This window comes from Massilia sp. CFBP 13721 (genome assembly GCF_014842025.1).
GTDB lineage: Bacteria > Pseudomonadota > Gammaproteobacteria > Burkholderiales > Burkholderiaceae_D > Telluria.
In genome coordinates this window covers 1-15,763 of sequence record NZ_JACYUY010000041.1, presented here as the reverse complement: position 1 = coordinate 15,763, position 15,763 = coordinate 1, and the positions used below count along the sequence as shown (strand labels likewise).

Here is a 15,763-nt window from a genome sequence, read left to right as displayed (position 1 = left end):
GTACGGTTGCCCGCGCAGTTGGCAACGTCGCTGCGCCAGTTGGTGCGCCAGATACCGCGCTGGTTGCTGCGCTATTTGCTGCGCTAGTTGCTGATCATGAGCTGGCCATCCACGGCTGCCATGCCGTCCGACCTGCCCGCCAGGGTTGCCTTGGCCAGCGGCGCCGGGCGCGCGCTGTCGTAATCGACGACCTCGGCGCCGGCGGCGTCGCGGTGGCTGATGCGCACGCGCATGCGGTCGGCGCCCCTGGCGCTGCCGCCATCGCTGCCGTCGACCACGAAGCGGTAGCCGGGACGGCCGTTGTAGCGCCCGGTGCCTTCCAGCCGTACCTGCGTGCCGTCGCGCGACACCGTGCTCACCTGCTCGCTGCGGAATCCGAACGGCCCGGTCAACATGACCTGCGCCTTGGCGTCCGCCTTGGCGCCGCTGGCGCCCTTGGCATTCGCCAGCGGCGCCCACAAGGCGAAGCGCAGCGGCAGCGCGCGGGTTGCGCCACCCCTTGCGCCGGCGGCCGCATTGGCCACGCCGGCCGCACCGGCAAGGGTACCGCGCCCGCTGAGCGCGGCGACGCCCGGCTCGTTGACCAGCACCTGTCTCTGCGTCTCGGTGCTGCGTCCGCCGGAATCGGTGACGCGGACGGTCAGGTTCAGGAAGCCAGGCGCACAGAAGCGGTGCTGCAGGCTGGCCTGGCCGCTGCCGTTGGCCTCGACCACCTGCGGATGCGGCGACGGGCAGCTGTCGGTCCAGTCGGCGCTGACGGCATGCGTCTGGCGCGCCGAACTATCGATGAAGCCGATCTTGGCCGTCACTTCCTGGCCCACGTTCACGATGTCGGGCAGGCCGAGGACTGGCCCCAGCACCGGCGCATCGGTGCCCTGCTTGCCGGGGCGCAGCATCACCAGGCCGGCGTTCGAATAGGCGAGGATGGTGCCCGCTTCGTTGATCGCCGCGCCCGCTTCCAGCACCAGCCCGGGCGGCGCGCGGTGCAGCCGGCTGTTCAGGTCGACGGGCGCCGCCAGAGCGCGCCAGAGCACGGCGCGCGAGCCTTCCGGACGCCAGAGCCGCCCCACGCTCTCGCTGCGGTTGTTGATGTCGAACACGTCGGACTCGGACGCGCCGGCGCGCGGCAGTTGCACCAGGCCGCGCCCGCGCGACCATTGGTAGGCCGCCAGCCCATCCGGCGTTTCGGTGATGCCGACCACTTCGCCGCGCTCGTTCAGGCCGGCGACCAGGCGTACCGAGCCGTTCTGCGATCCGATCGGCACGGCGGCGCGGCCCGGGGCGCGGAAGAACCCGAGTTCGTTGCCGCCTGCATCGGTGTACACGCCGGCGGCCTCGCCACGGTCGTTCAAGAGCATGGCGTAGGCGCCGCCGCCACCCATATTGCCCAGGTCGGTGACGACGCCGGCGGGGTTGTACAGCGTGGCATGGATGGTGCCGTCGGCGTGGTCGGCATAACCGCCGGCAAAGGCACTGCCGTTGAGCGCCCTGCCTTCGGACAGCGAGAACGGCAGCGGCCCCAGCGCTACCCGCGCACCGTTCGGATCCCAGCGCACGGCGCGCGCGCTGATGCCGGGCGCGGGCACCCCGCCAACGACCTGGCCGCGGTCGTTGATGCCCCAGGCCTGGCCGGCAAGCGAATTCGGCAAGGCGCGCATGCCGCGCCCCAGGGTCCAGGTGACCGGATAGTAGTCGCCGGCCGGCCCGTTGGTGTCGACCGACTCGGCCAGCACCACGCCGCGGTTGTTGAGGCCCTTGATGACCGTGAAGCCGCCGCCCAGCGAGCCCAGCGGCGTCACGCGCTCGCCGTCGAAATAGCCGTTGGTGCCGAACACGAAGGAGCCGACCGCCGCCTGTCCCCGCTCGTTGAGCAGGGCCGCCGCGCCGCCTTCCGGATCGAGGTTGACGACGCTATAGACGGGGCCGCTGCAGGCGCAGGGTGCCGCCGCCGGCTTTGCTTCGGCGGCGCCGGCGCCGCCATGCGCGGCAAAGAGTGAAGCACAGAGTGTTGCCAGAGTCCGCTTGCGCAGGGCCAGTTTGCCGATCGATTGCGTATTCATTGTTTCCCTTGTTGATGAGTGCGTTGCGCGTTGTTGCCGGTGCATGGCTGGAAAACCGATGCGCTGGCGAAAGCTATCCCTTCAACGCTATGCACATCGGGTCCGGTACCCACTCTAGAAGCGCCGATAGGGGGTCCGTCTGAGGCCCCTCAAACGTACGCTCTTGCATTCCGCGCCGTGCTGTGGATCAAGTTGACTGACGCAATCGCGTGCCACGACGCCGCACCCCTGTAAAATCCGTCTTTTGCCCGCCCCCGCCATGACCACACAAGTGCCCCTGCCCGCCACGCCGCCCGCGTCGGAATTGATCCTCGGCCTGGAAGACCGTCCCCGTCCCCTGATCGGCATGCTTGCCGCCCTGCAGCACTTGCTGGCCATCATCGTGCCGATCGTCACCCCGGGCTTGCTGATCTGCCAGGCGCTGGGCGTGTCGGCGCGCGACACCAACCTGATCGTTTCGATGTCGCTGGTCATTTCCGGCATCGCCACCTTCGTGCAGTGCCGCCGCTTCGGGCCGCTCGGCGCGGGCCTCCTGATCGTGCAGGGCACCAGCTTCAATTTCGTCGGTCCGCTGATTGCCGGCGGCAGCCTGATGGTGAAAAGCGGCACGCCGGTGGAAGCCGTGATGGCCGCCATCTTCGGCGTGGTCGTGGCCGGCTCCTTCGTGGAAATGGGCGTCTCGCGCGTCCTGCCCTACGTCAAACGGATGATCACGCCGCTGGTGACGGGCATCGTGGTGCTGATGATCGGCCTCACCCTGATCAAGGTCGGCCTGATCAGCATGGGCGGCGGCTTTTCCGCCATGCAGAACGGCAGCTTCGCCAACGGCGAGAACCTGCTGCTGTCCGGCGTGGTGCTGGCGCTGATCGTCGGCCTGAACCGGGTGCCGATCGTCTGGATCCGCAGCTGCGCGATCGTGATCGCGCTCGCCGTCGGCTATGCGCTGGCGGCATCGATGGGCCGGCTCGACTTCACCGGCATGCACGAGGCGCCGCTGTTCCAGGTGCCGCGCCCGCTGCACTTCGGCCTCGATTTCTCGTGGTCGCTGTTCATCCCGATGATCGTAATCTACCTCGTGACCTCGCTCGAAGCGATCGGCGACGTCACCGCGACCAGCAAGATGTCGCGCGAACCGGTCGAGGGTCCGCTGTGGATGCGCCGCATCAAGGGCGGCGTGCTTCTGAATGGCGCGAACTCGCTGCTGGCCGGCATCTTCAATACCTTCCCGAGCTCGATCTTCGCCCAGAACAATGGCGTGATCCAGTTGACCGGCATCGCCAGCCGCCATATCGGCATCTATATCGCGCTGTTCCTGGTGGTGCTGGGCCTGTTCCCGGCGGTGGCCGGCGTGATCCAGGCGGTGCCGGAACCGGTGCTGGGCGGCGCGGCGATGGTGATGTTCGGCGCGGTGGCCGCGGCCGGCATCAACATCCTGGCCAGCGTCACGCTCGACCGCCGCGCCTTGTTGATCATCGCCGTCTCGCTGGCGCTGGGATTGGGCGTGTCGCAGGTGCCCGAATTCCTGGCGCACATGCCGCACGCCCTGCGCAACGTGCTCGAATCGGGCGTGGCGACCGGCGGGATTTGCGCGGTGCTGATGAACTGGTTCCTGCCGGCTGCACAGGAGCCGGCGCGCACCTGATCGGGACAGGACGCGAATATCACAAGAGGTCGGCTACACTGGTGGCCCATCCTTCCGGAGCTGCCATGAGAAAGACCTCGATAGCAACCTTCTTTACCCTCGCCGCCTGCTTCGCGGGCAACGCCTGCGCGCAACAACCGAACATCAAGCCTGGACTGTGGCAACTCGAGGTCAGCATGCCCGGCCAGGCGCGCGGCCAGATGGCCGGAATGATGGCACAGATGCGCGCTCAGATGGCCTCGATGCCGCCCGAGCAGCGCAAGGCGATGGAAAAAGCGATGGCCGATCTCGACGCCCAGGGAACGGAATTCACGAACGACGGCGTGCGCATGCAACAGTGCATCACGAAGGACGACATCGCGCGCTACGACCTGCTGGGCAAGAAGGCGCCCGATTCCTGCACGCGCAAGTCGTCGCCGACCAGCGGCGGCGCCAAGCTCGGCATGACGTGCACGCGTCCCCAGATGGCGGTCGACGCGACTGTGAAGTTCCAGGGCGACAAAGCCTATACCTTCGAATCCGTCGCCACCGTGACGGATCCGGACGGCAAGCCGACGACACAGAAAAGCAGCGGTTCGGGCAAGTGGCTGGGCAGTGATTGCGGCAAGATCAAGGCGGCGTCGGTCAGGTAACGGCCGCTCCGGCTTGCGGCACACGGCCCTCCAGGCTTGCCGCGCCCTTCAACGCGTCTAGGGCAACACCGCCGTCGGCAGCGGCTGACCCTCGAAGTGCGCAACCAGGTTGCTCACCGCCAGCCGCCCCATCGCCGTGCGCGTCTCGACCGTGAAGCTGCCCACATGCGGGGTCAGGACCACGTTGTCGCGTTCGCGCAGGGGCGCCGGCACGCGCGGTTCGTCGGCGAAGACGTCGAGCGCGGCCGCGCCCAGGCGCCCTTCTTCCAGGGCCTCGATCAGCGCCGTTTCGTCGACCAGCGAACCGCGCGCGATGTTGACCAGCGTGCCATCCGGTCCGAGCGCATCGAGCACGGGCCGGTCGATCATGGCGCGCGTGGCCGCGCCGCCCGGCGCGCACACCACCAGGTAATCGCTCTCCGCCGCCAGCGCGAGCAGGGATTCGCTGCGCGCATACGGACTGTCGGCCGTGCTGCGCTGGAAGTAGCGGATCGTCATGCCGAAGCTTTCCAGGCGCGTGGCGACCGCGCGGCCGATGCGGCCCAGGCCGACGATGCCGGCTACCTTGGCGCGCAGGCTGCGTCCCGGCGCCAGCGGCGTCTTCGCTTCCCAGGCGCCGCTGCGCACGTGGCGGTCGAGTTGCGGCAAGCGCCGGCTGGCGGCCAGCAGCAAGGCGACGGCGAGGTCGGCGACGTCGTCGGTCAATACGTCGGGCGTATTCGTGACGTGGATGCCGCGCGGCGTCAGTGCAGCGAAGTCGACCGCGTCGACGCCGACGCCGTGCACGGCGACGATTTCCAGCCGCGGCAGGCGCGCCGCCAGCGCCGCATCGATGCCGGCCATCCCGGTGGTGAACACGCCGCGCACGCCCGCGCCGACGCGTTCGACGAATGCATCGCGGTCCGCCGCCGCGATCGGCGCCAGGCGGTGGCAAGTAAAGCGCTCTTCGAGCAGCTGGTCGACTTCAGGGACCCAGCCGGAACCCAACAGCAGTAATTCTGGACGCACGCGCTTCTCCAATCGTTGTGAGATAGGTGAAGTATACGGCAGGCTGCCTTATTCGAGCCCGCGCCACCAGCGCGACGTGGCGTGCGGCTGCTTCAGGCTGAGCGGCTCGCCGATCGCCGGCGTCGCCAGCGGCAGGCCGCGTCCTTCGGCCAGCGCCGTGATCCGCTCCAGCGGTTCCTGCCAGCCGTGCAGCGCCAGGTCGAAGGTGCCGTTATGGATCGGCACCAGGGTGGCGCCCTGCAGGTCGAGCGCCGCTTGCAGCGTCTGCTCGGGCTGCATGTGCACGTCGGGCCACTGCTTGTCGTAGGCGCCGGTCTCGATCAGGGCGGCGTCGAACGGGCCGTAGCGTTCGCCGATCGCCTTGAAGCCGTCGAAGTAGCCGCTGTCGCCGCTGAAGAACAGGCGCAGGCTGGCGCTGGTGACGACCCACGACGCCCACAGGGTCGTATTGCGGTCGCGCAGCGAGCGGCCCGAGAAGTGGCGCGCCGGCGTGGCGGCGAAGCGGATGCCCTCCACGCGCGTTTCCTGCCACCAGTCGAACTGCTGCACCTTGGCGCGGTCGACGCCCCAGCGGATCAGGCGGTCGCCCACGCCGAGCGGCGCCAGGAACTGCGCGGTCTTCGGCGCCAGCGCCAGGATGCTGGCATGATCGAGGTGGTCGTAATGGTCGTGCGACAGGATCACCGCGCGGATCGGCGGCAATTCGTCGATCGCGATCGGCGCCGGCGAATAGCGTTTCGGTCCGGCGAAACCGACCGGCGAGGCGCGCTCCGAGAACATCGGATCGAACAGGTAAAACGCGCCGTCCAGTTTCAGCAGCACCGACGAATGGCCGAGGCGCACCATGGTGTTGTCGGGCGCATCGAGCAGCGCCTGGCGGCTCAGCGCGCGCACCGGCACCGGCTTGCCTGGCGCGGTGCCGGCGGGCTTGGCGACCATCACGCTCCACCATAGTTTCGCCTGCTCGCCCAGGCTGTGCTGGCGTATCGGGGTCGGATTGGCGAACACGCCGTCCCTGAACTGGGGCGATGCATACGTTGCGCGGGCGGCGCTCTGCTGCGCGCAGGCTCCGACGATGGCGACGGTGCCGAGGATGGCAAGACTGGTCAGGAGGGACATGCGCATGGGGCGATCCAATAAGGCGTGAAGCCGGAGTCGAGCATGGTAACCGTTTCCACGGCCGGGCACGCGTTCGGAGTTTGCTTGAGGCGATGAATTTCCTTCATGAATAGACTGCTAGAATGAGTGAATTACTTCATGAACGCCCCTGCGCGCTCCACCATGGCCCGCGACAACATCAACGACATCCTGGTCTTCTTCGCCGTCGCCAGGGAGCGCAGTTTTACCCGCGCCGCCGCCAAACTCGGCATGACGCAATCGGCCCTCAGCCACATCGTCCGTTCGCTCGAGGCGCGCCTGGGCGTGCGCCTGCTGACGCGCACCACGCGCAGCGTCTCGCCTACCGAAGCGGGCGAGCGCCTGCTGCAGAACGTGGCGCCGCGCCTGGAAGAAATCGAAGCGGAGATCGCCGCCATCAGTGACCTGGGCGGCAAACCGGCGGGCACGATCCGCATCACGGCGATCGACCACGTGATCGACCACGTGCTGTGGCCGCGCATCGCGCCGCTGCTGCCGCAGTACCCTGATTTGCACGTCGAGTTCAGCGCCGACTACCGCATCGTCGACATCGCCGCCGAACGCTACGACATCGGCGTGCGCCACGGCGACCAGGTCGACAAGGACATGATCGCGGTGCGCCTGACGCCCGACGTGCGCATGCGCATCGTCGCCGCGCCCGGCTGTTTCGCGGCGCGTCCGGCCCCGGTTTCGCTGGCCGAACTGTTGACCCACAACTGCATCAACCTGCGCCTGGCCGGCAGCGGCGGCATCTATGCCTGGGAACTCCAGCATGCGGGCGAGCACGTGGAAGCGCGCGTGCGCGGCCAGGCCGTGTTCACCAACGCCGGCCACATCCTGCGCGCCGCGCTCGACGGCGCCGGCATCGCCTTCCTGCCCGACGAACTGGCCGGCGAGCACATCCGCGCCGGGCGCCTGCTCAGCCTGATGGAAGACTGGTGCCCGCTCTGGCCCGGGTTGTATGCGTTCTACCCGAGCCGGCGCCATTCCTCGCGCGCGCTGGGGCTGGTGATCGACGCGATCCGCTATCAACCAACCTGAGCCAATCAAACCGAAGGCCAGTCGAACGGGCCGAGCAGCTTGCCGCGGCCGCGATGTGCGGATAAAAATGATGACCCGGGCTGTCAAATTTGTCATTTATGGTGGAAAATCACACATTCTCACACCGGCTTCCCACTTTGACCGCTTTATCCGACAATTCCGAACGCCGCCTCGTTCGCCTGAGCCAGAAAAAGCGGCCGGTGACCCGCCTGGTTTTCCTGGTCACCACCCTGGCATGCCTGGTGGTGGCGGGGTTGGCGGCCTGGTTCGGCGTCGCATCGCGGCAAGCCCAGCTGCACGAAGCGCAAGTCGCGAACACGAATGTCGCGCGCATGATCGCGGTGCAGGTCGAATCGAGCCTGAAAACCGCGAGCGTCGCCCTGGTCAACATCGCCGAGCGCGTCGAACATGACGGCATGGCGACGGAAGCCACCGGTCGCCTGCAGGTGCACCTGCGCGAGATCGTCAAGACCAGCCCGGAATTGCACGGCCTCTTCGTCTACGGCGCCGACGGCGCCTGGCTGGCCACGTCCCTGAGCCGTCCGGTCAAGGGGAATAATGCCGATCGCGACTATTTCGTTTACCACCGCGCCACGCCGGGCCGCGCGCTGCACGTCGGCAGGCCGATCAAGAGCCGGTCGACCGGCGTCTGGGTCATTCCGGTGTCGCGCCGGATCAACCGCGCGGACGGCAGCTTCGGCGGCGTCGCGCTGGTCACGCTCAAGGTCGATTTTTTCGAACGCATCTACGACGAACTCGATGTCGGCGCCACCGGTACCGTATTGCTCGCGATGGACAACGGCACCCTGGTCTACCGCCGCCCGTTCGACGACCGCCTGATCGGCAGCGACATTTCGCGCGGACCCGTGCTGCAGGCGCTGTTCAGGCAGGGCAACGGCTCGGCCATCCTGGTCTCGCAGATCGACCGCGTCGAACGCCTGTACAGCTATCGGCATGTCAGCGGCTTTCCTTTCATCGTCGCCGTGGGCCGCACCAAGGAAGAGTTGCTGGCCGCCTGGGGACGCTCGACCACCCTGCTTGGCGGCGCGGTCCTGCTCATTTGCGCAAGCTTTGCGCTGCTGGCAAAGAAACTGATCCGGCAAATCATCATCCGCGACCGCCTCGACCAGACACTGCGCGCCCGCTCCGACGACCTGCAACAGCACAATGCAGGCCTGCACCTGCTGGCGCATACCGACAGGCTCACCGGCATCGCCAACCGGCTCAGGTTCGACCAGGTGCTGGACCTGGAACTGAAGCGCGCGCAACGCGGCGAGGCCTGCCTGTCGCTGATCCTGCTGGATGTGGATTACTTCAAGAAGTACAACGACCGCTATGGCCATCCCGCGGGCGACACGGTCCTGCGCGAGGTCGGACGGGTGCTGTCCGAGCAGGTCGTCCGCGCAGGCGACCTGGCGGCGCGCTACGGTGGCGAGGAATTCGCCGCCGTCTTGCCCGGCACCGGCCGCAGCGGCGCCATCGCCGTGGCCGAACGCATTCGCGAGGCAATCCTGGCGCTGGAGATTGCCCATGCCGACGCACCCGATGGCTGGCTCACTGCCAGCCTTGGCGTCGCGACAGTGGACGCGGGCCCCAGTCCGCGCTTCAAGCCGACCGACCTGATCGAGCGCGCCGACCGTCAGCTGTATGCGGCCAAAGGCAGCGGCAGGAACAGGGTATGCGCCGAAGCGGTAGCCTGAGCGCCTACCTGCCGTACTGCTCGTCGCCGACCTTTTCCATCCACTGCACCACCTTGCCGTCCTCGGCTTCCTGGATGGCGATATGGGTCATCGCGACCGCCGGCGCGGCGCCGTGCCAGTGCTTGACGCCGGGCGGGGTCCAGACCACGTCGCCCGGCCGGATTTCCTCGACCTTGCCGCCCCAGCGCTGCACGCGGCCGACGCCGGCGGTGACGATCAGCGTCTGGCCCAGCGGATGGCTGTGCCAGGCCGACCGTGCGCCCGGCTCGAAGGTGACATAAGCGGCCGCGCTGCGTGTGCTGGCCTTTGGCTGGAACAGCGGATCGACGCGCACCGCGCCGGTGAAGTTGGCGGCCGGGCCCTGGCTGGAAGGCTGGGTGCCGTTGCGAGCGATGCTGATCTCGCCGCTGGCGGTCGGCGTGGTCTGCGCCTGCGCAGTGGCGGCGGCCAGTGCGAAGGCGGAAATGATCAGATGCTTCATGCAGGTACCTCCGGAATTGGTGAAAAATGGACTGTAACCCGGCGGCTCACCCATGATAAGAGCGCATTAATGTCATACACCCAGTGAAACCGCTCATGAATGCCGGCATGGCCCATGTCGACGGGTCAGCCGCGCCCTTTCCCCGCGCCCAGCCATTGCGCCACCTTTTCCATCGTCTGCCGTTCCTGGTCGGCCTGCAGCACGAAGGCGGTAGCGCGCAGGCGCGCAGCGGGGGCATGCCGGGCCAGCACCGCCAGGCTGTCGCCCAGCCCGTAGCCGCCATGGGTAATGAAGGGAATCACGGTCTTGCCCGCCAGGTCGTGCGTGGCCAGGAAAGAGCGAATCAGCGGCGGCGCGGTCTCGCCCCAGATCGGAAAGCCGAGGTACACGGTGTCGTAGGCGGCGATGTCCGCCACCCTGCTCTTCAGGGCCGGCGTGGTGCCGGCGTCGCGCTCGCGGCGCGCCTGCCCGACCGTCTCCAGGTAATCCTCGGGATAGGCCGTGGCCGGTTCGATCTCGAACAACGCCGCACCCAGGGCGCGCTTGAGCTGGCCGGCGATCACACGCGTATTGCCGCTGCGGGAAAAATACGCGACCAGTACGCGGCTGCCCGGACGCGCCGCAGCGGCAGGCCCGGCGGCCGCTGCCAGGGGAAGCAACACGGCAGGCGCCATGAAGCTGCGGCGCGACAGCGATGACGCTGTCATGGTGTAGTGACCCTTGCGCGCTTTCATTTCGGTGCCGCTTCGACGCCCGAGAACACCTGCACCGCCTCCGGCAGGCGCGCCCCGCGCACCTTGAAGGCGCGTACCGCCGCATCGAGTTCGGCGAGCTCGCCCGGCGTGAAGCGCAGCGATGCCGCGCCAACGTTCTCGAGCATGTGCGCCATCTGCGTCGTGCCGGGAATCGGCACGATCCAGGGCTGCTGCGCCAGCAGCCAGGCCAGCGCCACCTGGCCGGGCGTGGCGTTCTTGCGCGCGGCCCAGGTTGTGAGCAGTTCCAGCAACTGCAGGTTGTGCACCAGGTTCTCCGGTGCGAAGCGGGTTTCGATCCTGCGGATGTCGCCCTCGGCGAAGCGGGTATTGGCGTCGATCGCGCCAGTGAGGAAGCCCACGCCCAGCGGGCTCCAGGGCACGAAGCCGATCCCGAGTTCGCGGCAGACAGCAAGCGTGCCCTCTTCCGGGCCGCGCCACAGCATCGAGTATTCGCTCTGCACCGCCGCCAGCGGCAGCGCCGCATGCGCGCGGCGCAGTGTCTTCAAGCCCATCTCGGACAGGCCCCAGTGCAGCACCTTGCCCTCTCTGATGAGGTCTTGCACGGCGCCGGCCACGTCCTCGATCGGCACCGCCGGGTCGACCCGGTGCTGGTACAGCAGGTCGATGCGGTCGGTACGCAGGCGGCGCAGCATGCCTTCGACGGCCAGCTTGATACGCGCCGGACGGCTGTTCAGGCCCGGCATGCGCTTGCCGGTTTCCAGGTCGATGTTCCAGCCGAATTTGGACGCGATGACGACCTGGTCGCGAAACGGCGCGACGCCCTCGCCGAGGATGCGCTCGACTTCGTGCGGCCCGTAGGCTTCGGCCGCGTCGTAGAAGGTCACGCCGCGCTCGAAGGCGCTGCGGATAATGGCGTGCATCTGCGCGCGGTTCGGCACCGTGGTCTGGTAGGTACGGCTCATGTTTTGCACGCCCAGGCCGATGCTGGAAACTTCCAGCTTGCCGAGCTTGCGGCGGTGTGCAGACTGCGCCGGATTTGGCGCGCCCTTTGCGGTCTGCCCGGCGGCCTGGCCCACCAGCGGACTAGCGGCCAGGCTGCCGGCTGCGAGCAGGAAGCCGCGGCGCGCGGCGGTCGATCGTTCGTTGTGTGCCATGGCGGCTTCCTTCGTATGGATTGATCGGTGAATATCAGATGTCGAGCCGGCGCTCGTGCATCCACTTGACGATGGCCGGGTCGCGGTGCGAAAAGAAGCTGCTGGCGCCGGTTTCCAGGGTCGCAATCGCCGCCAGGTCGGATGCGTCGAGCACGAAATCGAAGACGTCCAGGTTTTCCCGCATGCGTTCGCGGCGCACGGTCTTGGCCAGCGCGCCGACCTGGCGCTGGACCAGCCAGCGCAGCACCACCTGGCCCACCGTCTTGCCATGCCTTGCCGCGAGCGCGCCCAGCACCGCGTTTTCGAACAATCCATTCCGGCCTTCCGCAAACGGCGCCCAGGCCTGCGCCTGCACGCCGTGCTCGCGCATGAAGGCCACGCTCTCGTCCTGCTGGTGGAAGGGATTGACTTCGACCTGGTTGACCATCGGCGCCACTTCATTGGAGGCGATCAGGTCGATCAGGCGGTCGCTGTGAAAATTGCTGACGCCGATCGCGCGCAGCTTGCCGGCCCGGTACGCCTCTTCCATCGCGCGCCAGCTGCCGTGCACGTCGCCGACAGGCTGGTGGATCAGGTAGAGGTCGAGGTAGTCGAGCCCGAGGCGGCCGAGCGACCTGTCGATCGCCCGTTTCGTACGTTCGTAGCCGGCATCCTGCACCCACAGCTTGCTGGTGACGAACAGCTCCTCGCGCGCGGCGCCGCTGCCGCGTACGCCCTTGCCGACGGCGTCTTCGTTGAGGTAAGAGGCGGCCGTGTCGATCAGGCGGTAGCCGGCCTCGATGGCGTCGACGACGGCGCGTTCGCATTCCGCCGGGTCGGGAATCTGGAAGACGCCGAAGCCGAGGATCGGCATGCGCAGTCCGTTGTTCAGGGTAAGGTGATCCATTCGACTCCTCATCGATGCGGCTTGCTGGAACGCGGCCTGTGCGGGCCCGCCATGACAAGGGCTACTGTACCGGCATCGGAGTCATTTGATTAGCCGCTATAATCCGCATACGCTCATTAGCCCACCTAATCAATATGCGCGAGAACCTGAACGACCTGGCCGCTTTCGTCACCGTCGCGCGCGAAAGCAGTTTTACGCGGGCGGCGGCGCAGCTCGGGGTGTCGCAGTCGGCCCTGAGCCAGACCATCCGCGGCCTGGAAGAACGGCTGGGCCTGCGCCTGTTCACCCGCACCACGCGCAGCGTCGCAGCGACCGTCGCCGGCGAGCGCCTGCTGGCGACGCTCGGGCCGCGCCTGGAAGGCATCGACGCCGACCTGGCGGCCCTGTCCGACCTGCGCGACAAGCCGGCCGGCAGCATCCGCATCACGGCTTCCGAACACGCCGCCGATTCACTGCTGCTGCCCAGGCTCGCTACGCTGCTGCCGGAATACCCGGACATCAAGGTCGAGATCAATACCGATTACCGGATGGTCGACATCGTCGAGCAGCGTTTCGACGCCGGCGTGCGCCTGGGCGAATCGATCGCCAAGGACATGATCGCGGTGCGCATCGGACCCGACGTACGGATGGCAGTCGTCGCCACCCCGGGCTACTTCGCGCGCCGTCCGCCACCGCGCAAACCGCAAGACCTGACCACCCACGACTGCATCAATGTGCGCCTGCCGACCCACGGCGGCCTGTTGCCCTGGGATTTCAAGAAGGGCAGGCACGAGCTCAACGTGCGGGTCGAGGGCACCCTCATCTTCAACGGCTTCCCGCAAATCATCAAAGCCACGCTGGCCGGCCTCGGCCTCGCCTTCGCGCTGGAAGAAGTAGTACAGGAACATATCGCCGCGGGCCGGCTGGTGCGCGTGCTGGAGGACTGGTGCGCCGTGTTCCCGGGCTACCACCTGTATTACCCGAGCCGGCGCCAGCCATCGCCGGCGTTTTCGCTGGTGGTGGATGCGCTGCGTTATCGCGGCTGAGGCTGGCACTACGCCCTAAAAATGCTCACTCGTTTGCGCTCCCTCATTCGTGCGCCTGACACGGCGCGCCTCGCGGCGTAAAGTCATGCTGGTCGCGCCCCGCGCATTTCGTCTGAACGGAGGAACAGCATGTACAAGACCATCGTCGTGCACGTCGACGACAGCAGCGCCATGGAATCGCGCCTGCAGGCTGCGGCCCAGCTCGCCAACCTGCACGGTGCGCATCTGGTCGGCAGCGCGGCTACCGGGCTGTCGTGGCCGTCGTACGCCCTGCTCACCGGCTCGATGGCGGTGACGCCGATCGATGAATTCGATGCGATTTGCATCAGCGCGCGCGCCAGCCTGCGCGATTTCGCCGAACGCGCGCGCCAGCTCGGCGTCGAATCGGTCGAGGAGCGTCTGGTCGAGGACGAACACCGTTACGCCCTGCTGCTGCAATCGCGCTACGCCGACCTGGTCGTCACCAGCCAGGACACCGGCGCGCGCGACAGCGTGCGCGGCCTGCCGCAATACGTGGCGCTGCACGGCGCGCGGCCGGTACTGGCGGTGCCCCCAGGCTATGCCGGCGCGCCGATGAACGAGGAAATCGTGGTCGGCTGGGACGGAAGCCTGCAGGCGGTGCGCGCGATCGCCGCCGCGCTGCCGCTGCTGGCGGGCGCTGCCAGCGTGCGCCTGGTGCTGGTGAACGCCGCGCGCGAATCAAGCCTGCACGGCGACGAACCCGGCGCCGACATCGCCCTGTACCTGGCGCGGCACGGGGTGCGGGTCGACGTCGTGCTCGAGCACACCACGGACTCGGTCGGCGAGGCGCTGCTCGCCATCGCGCAGCGCTACGAGGCCGGCCTGCTGGTGACGGGTGCGTTCGGGCACAGCCGGTACCGCGAGCTGGTGATGGGCGGGGTGACGCGAGTGCTGCTGGAGCGCAGTACGGTGCCGGTGCTGGTGGCGCATTAGCGGTGCGCGGTTTGGCGAGTCCATGGGCCGCGGGGATGACGGCGCTGTGTTAGCGGACATGTCCGCCCTACGTTTACACCACGGCCGCGGACGCCTTGTCACGGCCGCGCGCCACGCCTTCAACGACAACCACCGGCTGCCGCGTAACGTAGGGTGGGCTCCGCCCACGCGGTCGTGCTTCTCCCTTGGCATACCGTCTCCGCGAAACCGTTGACAGCGAAGAACCATGGGCCGCGTGTATGCCGACGTTGTACCGCGTGGGCGGAGCCCACCCTACGGACCGCGTAACGCAAGCTGCGCGGCCAGACCATGGCGCAAACGTAGGGTGGGCTCCGCCCACGCGTACGTGCTCCTCCCTTGGCATATCGCATTCGGAACACCGCCGGCAGCGATGAACCATGGGCCGCGTGGATGCGGGCGCCGTACCGCGTGGGCGGAGCCTTTCGTGGCCCGGCCCACCCTACGGAGCGCGTAACGCAACCTGCTCGGCCAGCTTACGGCGCAACCGTAGGCTGGGCTCCGCCCACGCGTACGTGCTCCTCCCTTGGCATACCGTCTCCGCGAGACCGTTGGCGGTAATGAATCATGGCCGCGTGCATGCCGGCGTTGTACCGCGTGGGCAGAGCCCACCCTACGGACCGCGTAACGCAAGCTGCACGGCCGGATCATGGCGCAAAGGTAGGGTGGGCTCCGCCCACGCGTACGTCCTTATCCCTTGGCATATCGTCTCCGCGAGACCGTTGACAGCGACCGAACCATGGGCCGCGTGTATGCCGACGTTGTACCGCGTGGGCAGAGCCCACCCTTGTATTATGCTTTCTGAGCTTATTGCTCACTTTAACCCGAGGAATCACTCGGGTTCGAGCAGCTGGATGCCGAGCCCACCCTTTGGCAAAAGCCAGTAATTCGTAGATTTCGCACCAGCTGCTCACCCTCGTTCGAAGATCGGACAAGTATCTTTGGCCCGGCCCAGCCGTGAGCCCGTATTCACAAGGTAGATCAGAAGAGGACAAAATGCAGGTGTGGTATCTGGGAATCGATGTTGCCAAGGCTAAGGTCGACTGTGCGTTGCGCCAGCCGGACGGGAAACACAAGCACAAGGTGTTCGACAACAACCGGAGCGGGTTCGAAGAGCTGCACCAGTGGCTCCTGGAGCGTGAGGTAACCGAACTTCACGTTTGTATGGAAGCGACTGGTGTGTACTGGGAAAACGTTGCCGAGTACCTGGCCAATCAAGGCTATGTCGTGAGCGTCGTTAATCCCTTCCAGATCAAGGCGTTCGGCGCATCACGTCTTGTTCGTACCAAGACCGACAAGGTCGATGCAA

14 protein-coding genes are annotated in these 15,763 nt (G+C 67.4%); 7 read left to right on the top strand and 7 right to left on the bottom strand.

Features of this window, described 5'->3' with window-relative positions; genetic code table 11:
- Positions 1 to 83: 83 nt before the first annotated feature.
- Complete coding sequence (locus IFT60_RS25270) at positions 84 to 2,060, bottom strand: hypothetical protein (RefSeq protein ID WP_192056855.1); 1,977 nt, start codon at positions 2,058 to 2,060, stop codon at positions 84 to 86.
- A 259-nt stretch (positions 2,061 to 2,319) separates the two neighbouring features.
- On the opposite strand from IFT60_RS25270, the gene IFT60_RS25265 reads away from it, so the two are divergent.
- Both IFT60_RS25265 and IFT60_RS25260 read left to right on the top strand, forming a co-directional pair.
- Positions 2,320 to 3,702 (top strand): nucleobase:cation symporter-2 family protein, encoded by a 1,383-nt coding sequence (locus IFT60_RS25265; RefSeq protein WP_192056854.1) that lies wholly within the window; start codon positions 2,320 to 2,322, stop codon positions 3,700 to 3,702.
- Between the two features lie 65 nt (positions 3,703 to 3,767).
- Positions 3,768 to 4,334, top strand: a complete 567-nt coding sequence (locus tag IFT60_RS25260; protein ID WP_192056853.1) for a DUF3617 domain-containing protein — start codon at positions 3,768 to 3,770, stop codon at positions 4,332 to 4,334.
- 57 nt (positions 4,335 to 4,391) lie between these two features.
- Here the strand turns inward: IFT60_RS25260 and IFT60_RS25255 are convergent, their stop codons facing one another.
- On the bottom strand, positions 4,392 to 5,342 hold the full coding sequence (locus IFT60_RS25255; protein ID WP_192056852.1) for a 2-hydroxyacid dehydrogenase: 951 nt from the start codon (positions 5,340 to 5,342) through the stop codon (positions 4,392 to 4,394).
- Positions 5,343 to 5,390: 48 nt separating this feature from the next.
- A complete protein-coding gene (locus tag IFT60_RS25250) occupies positions 5,391 to 6,461 on the bottom strand; it encodes an MBL fold metallo-hydrolase (RefSeq protein WP_192056867.1) in 1,071 nt (356 codons plus the stop codon).
- Positions 6,462 to 6,623: 162 nt separating this feature from the next.
- Between IFT60_RS25250 and IFT60_RS25245 the strand changes: the two genes are divergently transcribed.
- A complete protein-coding gene (locus IFT60_RS25245) occupies positions 6,624 to 7,520 on the top strand; it encodes a LysR family transcriptional regulator (RefSeq protein ID WP_192056866.1) in 897 nt (298 codons plus the stop codon).
- Between the two features lie 200 nt (positions 7,521 to 7,720).
- A complete protein-coding gene (locus tag IFT60_RS25240; protein ID WP_374001291.1) occupies positions 7,721 to 9,220 on the top strand; it encodes a GGDEF domain-containing protein in 1,500 nt (499 codons plus the stop codon).
- Between the two features lie 4 nt (positions 9,221 to 9,224).
- On the opposite strand, the gene IFT60_RS25235 is transcribed toward IFT60_RS25240, so the two are convergent.
- The 4 genes from IFT60_RS25235 to IFT60_RS25220 form a co-directional block, all read right to left on the bottom strand.
- Positions 9,225 to 9,701: a (R)-mandelonitrile lyase gene (locus tag IFT60_RS25235; RefSeq protein ID WP_192056850.1), complete on the bottom strand. Its 477-nt coding sequence runs from the start codon at positions 9,699 to 9,701 to the stop codon at positions 9,225 to 9,227.
- Between the two features lie 125 nt (positions 9,702 to 9,826).
- Positions 9,827 to 10,408, bottom strand: a complete 582-nt coding sequence (locus IFT60_RS25230) for a flavodoxin (protein ID WP_192056849.1) — start codon at positions 10,406 to 10,408, stop codon at positions 9,827 to 9,829.
- A 23-nt stretch (positions 10,409 to 10,431) separates the two neighbouring features.
- Positions 10,432 to 11,571, bottom strand: coding sequence for an aldo/keto reductase (locus IFT60_RS25225; RefSeq protein WP_192056848.1), 1,140 nt, complete (start codon positions 11,569 to 11,571; stop codon positions 10,432 to 10,434).
- A 34-nt stretch (positions 11,572 to 11,605) separates the two neighbouring features.
- Positions 11,606 to 12,457: an aldo/keto reductase gene (locus tag IFT60_RS25220; RefSeq protein WP_192056847.1), complete on the bottom strand. Its 852-nt coding sequence runs from the start codon at positions 12,455 to 12,457 to the stop codon at positions 11,606 to 11,608.
- Between the two features lie 134 nt (positions 12,458 to 12,591).
- Here IFT60_RS25220 and IFT60_RS25215 point away from each other — a divergent pair, with 134 nt between their 5' ends.
- From IFT60_RS25215 to IFT60_RS25205, 3 genes are all read left to right on the top strand, one after another.
- On the top strand, positions 12,592 to 13,482 hold the full coding sequence (locus tag IFT60_RS25215) for a LysR family transcriptional regulator (protein WP_192056846.1): 891 nt from the start codon (positions 12,592 to 12,594) through the stop codon (positions 13,480 to 13,482).
- Between the two features lie 129 nt (positions 13,483 to 13,611).
- Complete coding sequence (locus tag IFT60_RS25210) at positions 13,612 to 14,436, top strand: universal stress protein (protein WP_192056845.1); 825 nt, start codon at positions 13,612 to 13,614, stop codon at positions 14,434 to 14,436.
- A gap of 1,014 nt (positions 14,437 to 15,450) precedes the next feature.
- Positions 15,451 to 15,763 (top strand): IS110 family transposase (locus tag IFT60_RS25205; RefSeq protein ID WP_197986466.1); only part of this gene is annotated, 313 nt, incomplete at its 3' end.